Below are 14,959 nucleotides of genomic sequence, written 5' to 3' on the forward strand. Positions count from 1 at the left end.
CGATTTCTGCCGTGCAGCGTTTAAAACAGTCTTCCGGCGCCCCTCTTTGGAGAAGCGCCCGCAGTGTGACGAAATGTCTGAAAATTAAGTCTGCGAAGCCTTATAATAGGACTGAAGCGCACGAACTTCAAGAGTCTGATCGCGCATCGCCTCAATTGCCTGCATCGCAGCGTTGCTCGCGGTGGCGGTTGTAAAGATCGGAATCTTCCCAACCAGCGCCGCCGCCCGGATCGATTTCGAGTCCTTGAGCGACTGCCAGCCTTCGGTGGTGTTGAAGATCAGGTTGACCTCACCATCCTTGATCCGGTCGACGATATGCGGCCTTCCCTCGATGACCTTGTTGACCTTCTCGACCTGGATGTTTTTCCCGGCGAGATAATCCGCGGTTCCCGAGGTGGCAATCAGACGAAAACCCAGCTTCTCGGCCAGACGCGCTGCCGGTTCGATCACCTTCTTGTCGGTTTCCTTGACCGAGATGAAGATTGTTCCGCTATCCGGCAATATATTGCTGGCACCGAGCTGTGACTTGGCGAACGCAATCGGGAAACCCTGATCGATTCCCATGACTTCGCCGGTGGATTTCATTTCCGGCGACAGGATCGGGTCGACGCCGGGGAACCGATTGAACGGGAAGACCGCCTCTTTGACAGCCGTATAATTGATATGCCGGTTGATCTCCGGCAAATCCTTGAGCTTCTCGCCCGCCATCACCCGCGAGGCGATCTTGGCAATCGGCACGCCAATCGCCTTGGCAACAAAGGGCACTGTCCGGCTGGCGCGCGGATTGACCTCGATCAGATAGATTTGCCCGTTCTTGACCGCGAACTGGATGTTCATCAGTCCGCATACTTTCAGACCAAAAGCCAGCGCCTCTGTCTGCCGTTCCATTTCGGCAATGATCTCGTCACTCAGATTATAAGGCGGGATCGAACAGGCACTGTCGCCGGAATGCACGCCGGCCTCCTCGATATGCTGAAGCAGACCGCAGACAACCACTTCGTCGCCGTCGCAAATCGCATCGACATCGACTTCAATCGCATCGCGCAGATATTGATCGACCAGCACCGGACTGTCGCCCGAGACCTGCACGGCCGTATTGATATAATTTTCCAGCTGCGCCGGTCCGTCGACAATTTCCATCGCCCGGCCACCAAGCACGAAGCTGGGCCGCAGCAGGACCGGATAGCCGATACGCTCGGCGATTTTCACCGCTTCGTCGCGGGTGCGCGCCATACCGTTTTCGGGCTGTTTCAGTTTCAGCTTGTTGACCAGTTCGGCAAAGCGTTCGCGGTCTTCCGCCAGATCAATCGCATCCGGCGAGGTGCCGAGGATCGGAATCCCTGCGTCTTCCAGCGCCTGTGCCAGTTTCAGCGGCGTCTGCCCGCCAAATTGGACAACCACGCCGACCAGTTCGCCCGACTGCTGTTCAACGTGGAGGATTTCCAGCACGTCTTCGGCGGTCAACGGTTCAAAATAGAGCCGGTCGGACGTGTCATAATCGGTCGACACGGTTTCCGGGTTGCAGTTGATCATGATCGTCTCAAACCCGGCGTCCGACAGGGCGAAACAGGCGTGGCAACAGCAATAATCGAATTCAATCCCCTGCCCGATGCGATTCGGTCCGCCGCCCAATATGACGATCTTCTTGCGGTCCGATGGCTGCGCCTCGCATTCCGGCGCGCCAAAAATCGGCGCTTCATAGGTCGAATACATATAGGGCGTCTTGGCCTCAAATTCGGCCGCGCATGTGTCGATGCGCTTATAGACCGGCCGCACGCCAAGCTTGTGACGCAAGGCGCGCACATCGGCTTCGGTTGTTGCCCCCGCCATGGCGGCAAGCGCGTCATGCACCAGCCCGTGACTACCGGCGACTGCACGCCCTGCCCCCCCGGCCACATGGACCGAATCAATCGCCAGCTTGGCCAGCCGCTGATCGGAAAAGCCCATGGATTTCAGCTTGCGCAAAGTCTCCGGGCCATTGGGCAGGCCATTGTCGAGTATGTCCTGCTCGGCGTCAATAATTTCCCGGATACGGGCGAGGAACCAGGGATCAAATCCGGCAATCGCGTGGATTTCCTGATCGGTAAAGCCTTCGCGCATTGCCTGGGCAGCGACAAGAATGCGATCCGGTGTGGCGCGCGCCAGAGCCGCGGCAATATCTTCGCGCGGCGCATCGATCAGCTCCTGCACCCGGTTGAACCCGTCGAGACCGGTTTCCAGGCCGCGCAAAGCTTTCTGCATCGATTCGTGGATATTGCGGCCAATCGCCATGACTTCACCGACCGACTTCATCGCGGTGGAAAGAAGCGGCTCTGCGCCCTTGAATTTTTCAAAGGCAAAGCGCGGGATCTTGGTGACGACATAATCGATCGTCGGTTCGAATGACGCCGGGGTCGCGCCGGTAATGTCATTGTCGATCTCGTCGAGCGTATAGCCAACCGCCAGCTTGGCGGCGACGCTGGCAATCGGAAAGCCGGTTGCCTTGGACGCCAGGGCGGAAGAGCGCGATACCCGCGGGTTCATCTCGATGACCACGAGCCGCCCGGTCTTCGGATTGACTGCGAACTGTACGTTCGAACCACCTGTTTCCACGCCAATTTCGCGCAGCACCGCGATGCTGGCGTTGCGCATGATCTGATATTCCTTGTCGGTCAGGGTCAGCGCCGGGGCAACGGTGATACTGTCGCCGGTGTGCACGCCCATCGGATCGACATTCTCGATCGAGCAGATGATGATGCAATTGTCCGCCTTGTCGCGGACGACCTCCATCTCATATTCTTTCCAGCCGATCAGCGATTCGTCGATCAGCACTTCATTGGTCGGCGACGCGTCCAGCGACGTCCGCACATAATGGATGAATTCTTCGCGGTTATAAGCGACGCCGCCGCCGGTGCCGCCCATGGTGAAGCTAGGCCGCATGATCGCCGGCAGCCCGATTTCCTCCAGGATTTCCATCGCCTGCGCCTCGCTATGCGCCACCGCGCTGCGCGGGCTTTCGAGGCCGATCTTGTCCATCGCTACCTTGAATTTCTCGCGGTCCTCGGCCTTGTCGATCGCCTCGGCATCGGCACCGATCATCTCGACGCCATATTTGTCGAGCACGCCCATCTTGTTGAGTGAGAGCGCCGTGTTCAGCGCCGTTTGCCCGCCCATGGTGGGAAGGATTGCGTCAGGACGCTCCTTCTCAATGATCTTCTCGACAATTTCCGGCGTGATCGGCTCGACATAGGTCGCGTCGGCCATTTCCGGATCGGTCATGATCGTCGCAGGATTCGAGTTGACCAGAATGATCCGGTAGCCCTCTTCCTTCAGCGCCTTGCACGCCTGCGTGCCGGAGTAATCAAACTCGCAGGCCTGGCCGATAATGATCGGGCCAGCGCCAATGATGAGGATGGATTTTATGTCAGTTCTTTTGGGCATTAGTGTTTATTCTCAATTTGGGTTTCCCATCCATCAAAATCGATGGCGGTATGTTCGATAATATTTTCCATTTCGGAAACCATCTCAACAACGGCTTCCTCTGTCGTGGCTTGCTGGCGTTCGCAAATGACGGTCCATTTATCCAGCGAGTAAAACGGCTCTATACTAGCCCACCCTGCCTTCTCCAATGCAGGTCCGATCTCATCCAGTTCCTGCTGGCTGCCATAAAGAAAGACTCGCATGGGTCGTTTGAGCGCAGCAATATCATGCTGTTCTTCCAGCAATTCCAGCACACGCATACTTGCGTTCAGATCAGCCATTGCGGAACCTGCAATCATTGATTACATTGACTGCATTGCAATCAATTGGTGAAAGATCATGGGAAGCGTAACGGTTCGAAAAATTGATGATGCGACCAAGCAGTCGCTCAGAGAGGTTGCTGCCAAACAGGGCCGCTCGATCGAGGCGGAGCTGCGCGCGCTGATTGAACGAACTTATGGTCCCAAGAAGACCGGTTCGTCCGATGACCTTCCCGACAAAAAAGTTGGAGAGAACCGGGCCGAATATCTCATCCGCATTGCGCCGGACTGTGACCCTCTTGATATTCCGTCCAGAGACAGAGGCATTCCGGACCCCGAATTCCCGTGATAATTGTAGATACCAACGTGTGGCGCGAGATATCGCACGCGCAAGGCAATCAGCGGGTGAAAAAATGGTTTGTCGATCAGGAATCTGAATTGCTGCTGTCCTCAATCGTGCTGTCGGAAATGCTCTATGGCGTCTGCAAAATGGATGAGGGCCGAAGGAAGCAGCTGATGCTCGGCTGGTACGAGCGACTGGAAGCGGAGTTTTCTGATCGTATTCTGGATTATGATCGGAAATGCGCTTCTGCCTTTGGAGAATTGGCGAATGAAATCCGCGTCCAAGGACTCGATACCGGCGTGATGGATACGATGATTGCCGCTCAAGCCGTTGCGAACGCAACCGCAATAGCGACCCGGAACGCGAAGGATTTTGCCTTTGCCGATATTGCGGTGATTGATCCGTGGGCCGCATAACGGTCGCCAACACAACCGACATTTGGCCAGCGCCATTAGAAAGAGCAGATTTTATGTATGCTCTTTTTGGCATCACGCCGGATTCTCATCAGAAATCTCTCCATTTTCGTTGCAGGCAAAGCAGCCCCAACCGTCATGGTCGATATCATATTCGCTTTCGATCTCGAGGCATTTGCGGGTCAGCTCGCGGATCGTTTCGCGCCTGGTGTCGAGGTCGATCTGCAGCTCGATCACCCACTCGTCATCCTCGTTGGACACCAGCGCCGAACGAAAGCCCCATTTCGCCGCGTCATTCTTCAGCTTGTTGAGATCGGCAACGGCGCCGACAAATTGCACGTTAATTTCGCGCACAACATGCGACAAATCGCCGCCTGCTGCCATATTTTGCAGGATTTCGTCATCAATCGCCCATTCTTCGGCAAGATGGGCGGGATCAATTGGTCCGCTCATTGATTCAATTCCTTCACGTATTTTCTGGGCATGATCAACTTCCAGCCAGAAAGTGAGCGCCTATGGAACTGCATCGGGAGCAGTTGCAGGACGCATATAGAAAACGCCAACCACCTCATGGCGCCTTTACCTCGTACGCAATATCGCCGACTTTACCCCGTTCACGACGAAAAACTTTATAAATTGGGATATTGGCAAGCCAAGACGCCTGACACGGAACTAGCAACCCATACTTGGAATCCTGATTTCGTTCAAAATCGGTGAAAGTATTTTTTCTTTCATCGTACGGCGGACCAAACATAATTAGGTCTGGTGCCTCAAAGTCGACGATCTTCACCCATCCATTTGTCTCCATAAATTCATATAGTAGACCTAAATCGCCAGTATCGCTTTTCCCGAATACTACAGTTTCAGCTAAGAATTTTTGAGGGTCTGATTTTTCATTTCTAGCATTGAACAGACGTTGCTCCCAGTCCAAAACACAGACCAGAGGATGGTCGCCCCTTTTAGCGTAATCGGTCGGGGTTGCGCTAACGCCAGGACCCAAAGCAAAGAAGGACAGAATAAATATCAGCGGAGAAATCTTCTTCACCCCAATCCCCCGACAAATTTCTCAAACAGATAGAAACTGTCCTGCGGGCCGGGGCTGGCTTCGGGGTGATATTGGACGCCAAAGGCGCGTTTGCCGATGATTTCGATGCCGCAATTGCTGCCGTCGAACAGGCTCTTGTGGGTTTCGCGGACGGTGTCGGGCAGTGTTTCACCATCGACCGCAAAGCCGTGGTTCATGCTGGTGATCTCGACCAGCCCTTCGGTCGCGTCCCAGGTGCCGCCGATCCGCTGCACCGGATGATTGGCGCCGCGATGACCCTGGTGCATCTTGACGGTCCTTGCGCCCGCCGCGAGGGCGAGCATCTGGTGGCCGAGGCAGATGCCGAACAAGGGTATATCCGCTTCCAGCAGCTTCTGGATCACCGGAACCGCATAGACGCCCGTCGCCGCCGGATCGCCGGGGCCATTGGACAGAAACACGCCTGCAGGCTGCAACGCCATGATATCTTCGTAGGAAGTTTCAGCAGGAACTACAGTGACTTTTACGCCAGCCTTCACAAGATTTCTGAAGATATTGCGCTTCGCGCCATAATCAATCGCCACCACATGCGGCCGCGACGAAGATGCTTCCAATTCTTCCAATGGCGCATAGCCATGACCCAGCCGCCACAGGCCACCCTTGTCCCAAAGATGGGTCTGGTGCCCGGTCACTTCCTTGGCCAGATCCATGCCTTCCAGCCCCGCCCAGGCCCGCGCCTTGGCGAGCAGATCATCGATATCGAACTGGCCCTCAGGGTGATGGGCAATAACCGCATTGGGTGCTCCCGCTTCGCGGATCCGCCGGGTCAAAGCCCTTGTATCGACACCGGAAATTCCGATCCGGCCGTTTTCCGCCATCCACTGGTCAAACGGCTTCTGGTCGCGGAAATTGGATGGTGCGGTAATATCCTCTCGGACAATGCAGCCCAGAGCATGCGGATTGTCCGCCTCGGCATCATCTTCGTTGGTGCCGACATTGCCGATATGGGGAAAGGTGAAGGTGACGATCTGCCCGGCATAGCTCGGGTCGGTCATCACTTCCTGATAGCCGGTCATCGCGGTGTTGAAGCAGACTTCGCCGACCGCAGAGCCGGTCGCGCCGAAGCCTTTGCCCCAGACCACCTTGCCATCGGCCAATACCAATATCCCTGTTGCACCCTCGGGAGCGGCGGGATTATGGGCATGGGTCATGGGCTGTTCCTTCAGGTCGGTCTTAGGCGCAAAATTTCATGGGGCCTAGAGGCAGATTTCTGCCGCCACAATCTATGAAAAATATTATCTTCCCGCTATAGTGGTCGCTTATTCCAAAAATATGAGGACCGCCATGATTCGCGATACCGTGAAAGCCGCGCAAATTGCCGCCATGAAGGCTGGTGACAAGGACCGCACCGCCGCCACACGCAGCATATTGGCGAAGATCAAGGACAAGGACATCGAACTGCGAACCAAGGGTGGCGCAGCAGATGATGACGCAATGGTCACCGATGTCCTGCAGAAAATGGCAAAGCAACGCCGCGAATCGATCGAGATGTTCGAAAGCGGCGGCCGCACCGAACTCGCCGCTGCCGAGAAAGTGGAACTGGCGGTGATCGAGGAATTTCTCCCAGCGCAATTGAGTGAGGAAGAAACCGCGGCATTGATCGCCGGTATCAAGAGTGAACTGGGCGCCGACAGCATGAAGGATATGGGCCGCGTGATGGGCGAACTGAAAAAGCGCCACGGCACCGAAATCGACATGAGCAAGGCCAGCGCGCTGGTGAAGGCGGCGCTTTCGTGAAACGGAGGACAACCCGTTTGTGTCGAGCAACTCCAGTCCTCTTGTATCGAGCAACTGCAGTCCGTTCGTGTCGAGCGAAGTCGAGACACCCGGGAGGCGCGTAATTGGCCTTTTGGACCTACATGCTGTTATGCGCAGACGGTAAGTTCTACACCGGTCACACGGATGATTTGGAGCGCCGGATAGCTGAACATAGCAGCGGTGGATATTGTAAGTTCACGAGCCAGCGACGACCTGTAGAATTGGTTTGGTCCGAGACCTTCCCGACTCGGGAAGAGGCTTTGTCGGCCGAACTCACGGTCAAGAAATGGTCCCAGGCCAAAAAGCGCGCTCTAATTGCAGGTGACTGGAAGAAATTGTCTTATTTTTCAAAGCCTCCGACAGAACGTCTCTCGACTTCGCTCGAGACGAACGGAGAGAGTGCCGCCCATAGCCCCGTTCGTGTCGAGCATAGTCGAGACACCGAGACTGCAGAATGACCCTAACCCCGCAATGGCTGGAAGAACTGCGCTCGCGCATCACTTTGTCGACGCTGATCGGGCGGACGGTCAAGGTGCAGAAAGCCGGCCGGGAATATAAGGCCTGCTGCCCGTTCCATAACGAGAAATCGCCCAGCTTCACGATCAACGACGAAAAGGGCTTCTACCACTGCTTCGGCTGCGGCGCCCATGGCGATGCGATCAGCTGGATGACCGAACAGCGCGGTCTTGGCTTCATGGACGCGGTCAAGGATCTCGCCGCCGAAGCGCAGATGGAAGTCCCTGCCCCCGATCCCCGCGCCGCACAGCGGCAGGAGGTCCGCGCCACGCTGCATGACGTCATGGCGGCAGCGCAGGACTGGTTTGTGACCCAGTTCAACGGTATTGAAGGCGCTGCTGCTAGAGAATATCTGAAGAATCGCGGTATATCGGAAACCACGATACGGGAGTTCGGCTTCGGCTTTGCCCCCGATTCCCGTGGTCGGTTAAAGGAGGCCCTTTCCGTCCATGGTGTGGATCGGTTGATCGAGGCGGGCCTGCTGATCAAGGTCGATGACCGGGAACCCTATGACCGGTTCCGTGGCCGGCTGATGATTCCGATCCGCGATCCGCGCGGCCGGGTGATCGCTTTCGGCGGCCGGATATTGGGCGATGGCGAGCCGAAATATCTCAACAGCCCCGACACGCCGCTTTTCGACAAGGGGCGGACGCTCTACAATCTCGACAAGGCCTCGCCCGCTTCGCGCCAGACCGGGCGGATATTGGTGGTCGAAGGCTATATGGACGCCATTGCTTTGGCGCAGGCCGGTTTTGCGGATGTTGTCGCTCCACTGGGCACAGCGCTGACCGAGCATCAGATCGAACGAATCTGGAAAATGGTCGAGGCCCCGATCCTCTGCTTCGATGGCGACAGTGCTGGTCAGAAAGCAGCGATGCGAGCGGCCTTGCGCGCCCTTCCGATTTTGCGGCCTTCGCACAGCCTCAACTTCATTTCCCTGCCCGCCGGACAAGACCCCGACGACCTGATCCGCTCCGAAGGTGCTCATGCCTTTGCCGCGCTGGTAGCCAGGCCGCAGACGCTCGACGACAAGATCTGGCAGGTGGAATATGAAGCGGAACCGCTCAATACGCCTGAAACCAAGGCAGGGCTGAAGAAACGGCTCTCCGATCATGTCCGCGATATCGCCGATCAGGATATTGCCCAACATTATCGTCAGGAATTTCAGGAACGGTACCAGGCCGCCTTTTTCGCGCAGAAGGACGGCCGATCCGAACGAAGATTTACGCCAAATAAGAATAAGGGGAGCAAATTCCCTTCGAGATTTGTCTCCTACAAGCCGCTGGAGGAGACCAAGACCTTTTTAGTAGAAGGCTATGACCTCCAGATCGCAAAGGGAATATTGGGGGGCTTGCTTCGTCATCCTTGCCGGATTTCCAGCCATTTTGAAGAGCTCAGCGCGATCAAACTGGCCGACTCACAATTGCAGATGTTGCTCGGCGAACTAATCAATGTCGCAATGCGCAAAGAAACGCTTGATATGCAGGGCCTTCTTACCATATTGGAAAAGACAGATTGTTATAATGTCGCAAAAGGGCTGTTACGGGCCGACGCGCTGAATTTCACTTTCAACCGCAAACTGCCAGAAGATGCCCCTTCGCAATTGGTCGAACGGGCGCATCGGGATTTGACAGAAGCGATTAAAGTGGTGACCGCGCGCCCCGGACTGGAAGCGGCCCTGGCAGAGGCGACGCGGCGGGTGCAGGATGATCTTACGGAAGAAAGTTATGCCGAGCAGCAGCGTCTTCGCAAAGCGAAGCAGTTATTTCACGAACGGTTGGTCGAACTGACCCAGATCGACGACGCATTGTAGTTTTAAATTAGGGGCCTGAGCCATTGGCAAGTAAAGCAAAAAATACCAAAACTGAAGACGAGCCGTTGATCGATCTCAATGATAGCGCCATCAAGAAACTGATCGCCCAGGCGAAAAAGCGTGGTTATTTGACGATTGACGAATTGAACGAAGCCCTGCCCCAGGACCAGAACGAGCAGATTGAGGACGTCATGTCCGCCATCTCCGAAATGGGCGTCCGGATCGTCGAGAATGACGAGGAAGCAGCCGAAGAAATGGGCGGCGATGAAGTCGAATCCATCGATGGCAAGGACAAGGATAAAAAAACCGCTGCAGCCGCTCCCAAAAAGGCTACAGGTGATCGCACGGATGATCCGGTGCGCATGTATTTGCGCGAAATGGGTGCCGTCGAATTGCTCAGCCGCGAAGGCGAAATCGCCATTGCCAAACGTATCGAAGCTGGCCGTGACACCATGATCTGGGGGCTTTGCGAAAGCCCGACTACGTTTAACGCGATCATCGAATGGTCAACCGCACTCAATGATGGTGAAATGCAGTTGCGGGAGATCCTCGATCTCGATGCCATGCTGTCGAAGGATCCGGTTCCGGAGAATCTGGAAGACGGTGACGATGATGATGGTGAAATCAGCGAAAAGACCGCCGGCCCGTCGTTCAAGGATGATGACGAGGTAGAGGATGAAGAATCGGTTGATGGCGAAGATGATGACGAAGCGGAACTGACCGAACGCCGTACAAAACGGGTCGTAGAGGAGGAAGAGGAAGACAATACCCTCTCGCTCGCCCAGATGGAAGAAGCCCTGAAACCGGATGCGCTGGAAAAATTTGCGCTGATTACATCGGTGTTCAAGAAATTCTCGAAATTGCAGACGACCAGACTGGAATCGCTGGCAGCGGGCAAGGATTTTCCTGCCGCTTCTGAGAAGAAATATCACGATTTGCGCGAAGAATTGACCGCATTGGTCGAAAGCGTGCAATTTCACGCCAACAAGATCGAGTTTCTGGTTGACCAGCTTTACTCGTTCAACCGCCGGCTAACAACTCTCGGCGGACAGATGCTGCGCCTGGCAGAGCGTCACAAGGTCCCGCGCCGCGCATTTCTGGAAAGTTATATCGGCAACGAGCTCGACGACGGCTGGTTGGCAAGCATGGCCAAAACCGACAAGAAATGGGCCGCTTTTGTTGAAAAAGAAGCCGATGCGGTTGATCGCATCCGGACCGAAATTTCGGATATCGCCAACGCCACAGGTACTTCACTGGTCGAATTTCGCCGTATCGTTAACATGGTCCAGAAAGGCGAACGCGAAGCGCGCATCGCCAAGAAGGAAATGGTCGAGGCCAACCTTCGCCTCGTGATTTCGATCGCCAAAAAATATACCAACCGCGGCTTGCAGTTCCTCGATCTGATTCAGGAAGGCAATATCGGCCTGATGAAAGCGGTCGACAAGTTCGAATATCGCCGTGGCTACAAGTTCAGCACCTACGCCACATGGTGGATCCGCCAGGCGATCACGCGGTCGATTGCCGATCAGGCGCGGACCATCCGTATTCCGGTCCATATGATCGAAACGATCAACAAGCTGGTTCGCACAAGCCGTCAGTTCCTGCATGAGCAGGGCCGCGAACCGACTCCGGAAGAAATGGCAGAACGTCTGTCGATGCCGCTGGAAAAAGTACGCAAGGTGATGAAGATTGCCAAGGAACCAATCTCACTGGAAACGCCCATCGGTGACGAGGAAGATTCCCATCTCGGCGATTTCATCGAGGACAAGAACGCGATCATTCCGGTTGATGCCGCGATCCAGGCCAATCTGAAGGAAACGGTCACCCGTGTCCTTGCCAGCCTGACGCCACGTGAAGAACGCGTGCTGCGCATGCGCTTCGGAATCGGGATGAACACGGACCATACGCTGGAGGAAGTCGGCCAGCAGTTCAGCGTTACCCGCGAGCGGATCCGGCAGATTGAAGCAAAGGCGCTCAGAAAACTGAAGCACCCGAGCCGCAGCCGGAAAATGCGCAGTTTCCTGGATCAATAATCACCGACGGCTCCGCCGGGCATCATGGTTTGCAATTCCCTAACAGTCAATAAACCGGCTCTTTAGGAATATCTGATATCGCCTGAATTTGACGAAGATGCTGATAGCATTTTCACGACAACACTCAGGATATTGGAAGTGCGATGCTCGGAAAAAACATAGAATCGACAGTGCAGCGCAACTCTGCTGACCAAGTCGAGGTCTATGGCAGTGACACGACGCCCTATGTCCGGACCATTGTCGAAGACTTCTCGATTCTATCGGGCGCAGATATTGCCGATATCGCACATTTTCTATGCATGTTGCATGGCCGGCACCCCGGCGTAATCGATCGCGCTGCGACCAAAACAGTTGATGATGCCGCTCGGGAATGGCTGATTCAGGCGATCGATGGTTTTACAGCCGAGCGCTCGCTGCTGACCAGATTGACAGTGGCTGCAGGACCAATTTCAGGCGTCAGTACCGATGACCAGAGCAACGCTGCGGTATTTGGCCAACGCAAAGCGCTGGACATGCTTTCCGAATCTGATCGCAACGGATGCGCGATCGGAGCGGCCATTGCGCTGGTATCGGACTGGCATGCGATACGGACTATTCTGGAACGCGTTGCCTTGCGTGTTGGTGTGGAAGCCCGTTCATCCACCTTGCCGGATGTTGCAACGACTTTGGCTCTCAAAGATCAATTGTCGGCACTTCCGGCCGTAGAGCGGGCATTGAATTTCGGTGTGGAACAGCTGCTCGCCCAGCATCGCGGTCTTTGGCAACTTCTGGAAGCACGGCGAAACACGCGCCTCTCCCATTGAGCCTCACGCCAGTTTTAACTGGCCTTAACTAAATGATTAACTTGCCTACAATAGGGGTTTTCCCTATCGCCTTTGCTTTGACTTTAAAGGCAAGGAATAGAATATCATGCGTTTTGACGGCACCAACGACTATGTAGCAACTGATGATCTGAAGGTTGCTGTCAATGCTGCCATGACGCTCCGGCGCCCTCTCCTCGTCAAGGGTGAGCCCGGTACCGGCAAGACGGTTCTGGCCTATGAAATCGCCAAGGCGATGGGCACACCCTTGATAGAATGGAACGTCAAATCCACCACCAAGGCGCATCAGGGTCTCTATGAATATGACGCGGTCGCGCGTCTTCGCGATGGCCAGTTGGGCGATGAACGCGTTCACGATATTTCCAATTATATCCGCAAGGGAAAGCTGTGGGAAGCCTTTACCGCCTCCGAACTGCCGGTGCTGCTGATTGACGAAATCGACAAAGCCGACATCGAGTTTCCCAACGATCTGCTGCAGGAACTCGATCGCATGGAATTCCATGTTTACGAAACCAAAGAGACGATCAAGGCGGTCGAACGGCCGATTGTGATCATCACCTCGAATAACGAGAAGGAACTGCCCGACGCGTTCCTGCGCCGTTGTTTCTTCCACTATATCAAATTCCCGGATCGCGAGACGATGCAGGATATCATCAATGTCCACTTCCCTGATATTCAGGGCATCTTGGTCAAGAAGGCGATGGATATTTTCTACGATGTCCGCGACGTTCCTGGCCTCAAGAAAAAGCCAAGCACCAGCGAATTGCTCGACTGGCTGAAGCTGATCCTCAACGAGGACATGCCGCTCGAAGCGCTGCAGTCGAACGACAGCACCAAGGCGATTCCGCCATTGCACGGCGCGCTGCTCAAGAACGAGCAGGACGTGATGCTGTTCGAACGCCTGGCCTTCATGGCGAAACGCGAAGCGCGCTAGGCAAAGGCAGACACGATGTTCTTTAACTTCATGGACGAACTCAGGGCCGCCGGGATTTCGGCGTCTCTTAAGGAACATCTGGTTCTGCTCGAAGCGCTTGAGAAGGACGTCATTCGGCGCAGTCCGGAGGAATTCTACTATCTCTCCCGCGCGACCTTCGTGAAGGACGAAGGCCTCCTCGATCGTTTCGATCAGGTCTTTTCGAAGGTCTTCAAGGGGATTGAAACCTCCTACGGCACGCAGGAAGAAGATATTCCGCTCGACTGGCTGAAAGCGGTTGCGGAGAAATATCTGTCCGAAGAGGAAATGGAAAAGATCAAGTCGCTCGGCAGCTGGGACGAGATCATGGAGACGCTGAAAGAGCGGCTCGAAGAACAGGAAAAACGCCATGAGGGCGGCAGCAAGTGGATCGGCACTGGTGGCACCTCGCCTTACGGTAATTCCGGCTATAATCCTGAAGGCGTCCGGATCGGCGGCGAAGGCGGCCAGAAAAAGGCGATCAAGGTCTGGGACAAGCGCGAATTCCAGAATCTGGACAATACCAAGTTGCTCGGTACGCGAAATATCAAGGTCGCGCTCCGGCGCCTGCGGAAATTTGCCCGCGAAGGGGCAGCCGACGAACTGGATATCGACCGGACAATCAACGGCACGGCCAAACAGGGCTGGCTCGACATCCACATGCGCCCGGAGCGGCACAATGCGGTGAAGCTGCTGCTGTTTCTCGACGTCGGTGGTTCGATGGATCCGTTCATCAAGCTATGCGAGGAGCTGTTCAGCGCGGCCACCAGCGAGTTCAAGAATCTCGAATTTTTCTATTTCCACAACTGCCCTTACGAAGGCCTGTGGAAAGACAATCGCCGCCGCTTTTCAGAACGCACCAACACTTGGGATGTGCTCCACAAATATGGCCATGACTATAAGCTGATATTCGTCGGCGACGCGTCAATGAGTCCCTATGAGATTACCCATCCGGGTGGGTCGGTCGAACATTTCAATGAAGAAGCTGGTGTGACGTGGATGCAGCGGCTGACAAACACCTACCCCGCGGCGGCATGGCTTAATCCGGTACCGGAAAAGCAGTGGGGCTATTCCCAAAGCGTTAAAATCATTCGTGAATTGATGAATGACCGGATGTACCCGTTGACCGTAGACGGTCTCGGCGATGCCATGAAAGAGCTAACCCGCAAACAGGGATGAGCCTCAGCCCTCTATTGCGAGCAGGGTCGTTCCGTCATATTTTTCGGCAGCGGGTTCAAAGACGTCCGACTTTTCGAAATGCAGGTCTTCGACGCGCACATCTTTCAGGCCGGAAAGCTTGAACGTTCCAAGCTTGACCTCCCGCGGCGGTTGCCCGTCTTTTTCCAGCGGAACGGCGTCGACATACATTTCGTCATGGCGCGTATAGAGAATATGCGGCGCCAGCTTGAAGGCCGTATTGTTGTAGGTCGCGGCCACGCATTTTTTCAGCGCGACACCCTCGAAAAATTCTTTACTCGGTAACATGGCGGCTGATTACCAGATCACG

15 protein-coding genes are annotated in these 14,959 nt (G+C 55.4%); 9 read left to right on the plus strand and 6 right to left on the minus strand.

What is annotated here, in order from left to right; all coding sequences use genetic code 11:
• Window positions 1–84 precede the first annotated feature (84 nt).
• Window positions 85–3,420, minus strand: a complete 3,336-nt coding sequence (gene carB / locus ACN0VD_RS12450; RefSeq protein ID WP_417594714.1) for a carbamoyl-phosphate synthase large subunit — start codon at window positions 3,418–3,420, stop codon at window positions 85–87.
• A complete protein-coding gene (locus ACN0VD_RS12455; protein WP_417594716.1) occupies window positions 3,420–3,740 on the minus strand; it encodes a ribonuclease E inhibitor RraB in 321 nt (106 codons plus the stop codon). Before ACN0VD_RS12455 ends, carB begins: the two co-directional genes overlap by 1 nt.
• A gap of 58 nt (window positions 3,741–3,798) precedes the next feature.
• On the opposite strand from ACN0VD_RS12455, the gene ACN0VD_RS12460 reads away from it, so the two are divergent.
• On the plus strand, window positions 3,799–4,068 hold the full coding sequence (locus ACN0VD_RS12460) for a FitA-like ribbon-helix-helix domain-containing protein (RefSeq protein WP_417594718.1): 270 nt from the start codon (window positions 3,799–3,801) through the stop codon (window positions 4,066–4,068).
• Window positions 4,065–4,478, plus strand: a complete 414-nt coding sequence (locus ACN0VD_RS12465) for a PIN domain-containing protein (protein WP_417594720.1) — start codon at window positions 4,065–4,067, stop codon at window positions 4,476–4,478. Before ACN0VD_RS12460 ends, ACN0VD_RS12465 begins: the two co-directional genes overlap by 4 nt.
• Before the next feature lie 72 nt (window positions 4,479–4,550).
• Here ACN0VD_RS12465 and ACN0VD_RS12470 read toward each other — a convergent pair whose 3' ends face one another.
• The 3 genes from ACN0VD_RS12470 to carA all read right to left on the minus strand — a co-directional run bounded on the left by ACN0VD_RS12470 (window position 4,551) and on the right by carA (window position 6,710).
• Window positions 4,551–4,928, minus strand: a complete 378-nt coding sequence (locus ACN0VD_RS12470) for a ribonuclease E inhibitor RraB (RefSeq protein ID WP_417594722.1) — start codon at window positions 4,926–4,928, stop codon at window positions 4,551–4,553.
• Between the two features lie 115 nt (window positions 4,929–5,043).
• Window positions 5,044–5,520 carry a hypothetical protein gene (locus ACN0VD_RS12475; RefSeq protein WP_417594724.1) on the minus strand — a complete coding sequence of 159 codons (477 nt, stop codon included), beginning with the start codon at window positions 5,518–5,520 and terminating at the stop codon, window positions 5,044–5,046.
• On the minus strand, window positions 5,517–6,710 hold the full coding sequence (gene carA / locus ACN0VD_RS12480) for a glutamine-hydrolyzing carbamoyl-phosphate synthase small subunit (protein WP_417594726.1): 1,194 nt from the start codon (window positions 6,708–6,710) through the stop codon (window positions 5,517–5,519). The genes ACN0VD_RS12475 and carA overlap by 4 nt, the downstream gene beginning before the upstream one ends.
• 133 nt (window positions 6,711–6,843) lie before the next feature.
• Between carA and ACN0VD_RS12485 the strand changes: the two genes are divergently transcribed.
• The 7 genes from ACN0VD_RS12485 (at window position 6,844) to ACN0VD_RS12515 (ending at window position 14,631) form a co-directional block, all read left to right on the plus strand.
• Window positions 6,844–7,296, plus strand: coding sequence for a GatB/YqeY domain-containing protein (locus ACN0VD_RS12485; protein WP_417594728.1), 453 nt, complete (start codon window positions 6,844–6,846; stop codon window positions 7,294–7,296).
• A 122-nt stretch (window positions 7,297–7,418) separates the two neighbouring features.
• Window positions 7,419–7,775, plus strand: a complete 357-nt coding sequence (locus ACN0VD_RS12490) for a GIY-YIG nuclease family protein (RefSeq protein ID WP_417594821.1) — start codon at window positions 7,419–7,421, stop codon at window positions 7,773–7,775.
• Window positions 7,772–9,646 carry a DNA primase gene (dnaG, locus tag ACN0VD_RS12495; RefSeq protein WP_417594730.1) on the plus strand — a complete coding sequence of 625 codons (1,875 nt, stop codon included), beginning with the start codon at window positions 7,772–7,774 and terminating at the stop codon, window positions 9,644–9,646. The genes ACN0VD_RS12490 and dnaG overlap by 4 nt, the downstream gene beginning before the upstream one ends.
• A gap of 23 nt (window positions 9,647–9,669) precedes the next feature.
• Window positions 9,670–11,679 (plus strand): RNA polymerase sigma factor RpoD, encoded by a 2,010-nt coding sequence (gene rpoD / locus ACN0VD_RS12500; RefSeq protein WP_417594732.1) that lies wholly within the window; start codon window positions 9,670–9,672, stop codon window positions 11,677–11,679.
• A gap of 143 nt (window positions 11,680–11,822) precedes the next feature.
• Complete coding sequence (locus tag ACN0VD_RS12505; RefSeq protein ID WP_417594734.1) at window positions 11,823–12,482, plus strand: DUF6975 family protein; 660 nt, start codon at window positions 11,823–11,825, stop codon at window positions 12,480–12,482.
• A gap of 106 nt (window positions 12,483–12,588) precedes the next feature.
• A complete protein-coding gene (locus ACN0VD_RS12510) occupies window positions 12,589–13,434 on the plus strand; it encodes an AAA family ATPase (RefSeq protein WP_417594736.1) in 846 nt (281 codons plus the stop codon).
• A 15-nt stretch (window positions 13,435–13,449) separates the two neighbouring features.
• Entirely contained in the window at window positions 13,450–14,631 is a 1,182-nt protein-coding gene (locus ACN0VD_RS12515; protein WP_417594738.1) for a vWA domain-containing protein, read from the plus strand.
• A 3-nt stretch (window positions 14,632–14,634) separates the two neighbouring features.
• On the opposite strand, the gene ACN0VD_RS12520 is transcribed toward ACN0VD_RS12515, so the two are convergent.
• Window positions 14,635–14,937 carry a hypothetical protein gene (locus tag ACN0VD_RS12520; RefSeq protein ID WP_100094996.1) on the minus strand — a complete coding sequence of 101 codons (303 nt, stop codon included), beginning with the start codon at window positions 14,935–14,937 and terminating at the stop codon, window positions 14,635–14,637.
• Window positions 14,938–14,959 lie beyond the last annotated feature (22 nt).

This window comes from Parasphingorhabdus sp. (assembly GCF_048267785.1).
GTDB lineage: Bacteria > Pseudomonadota > Alphaproteobacteria > Sphingomonadales > Sphingomonadaceae > Parasphingorhabdus.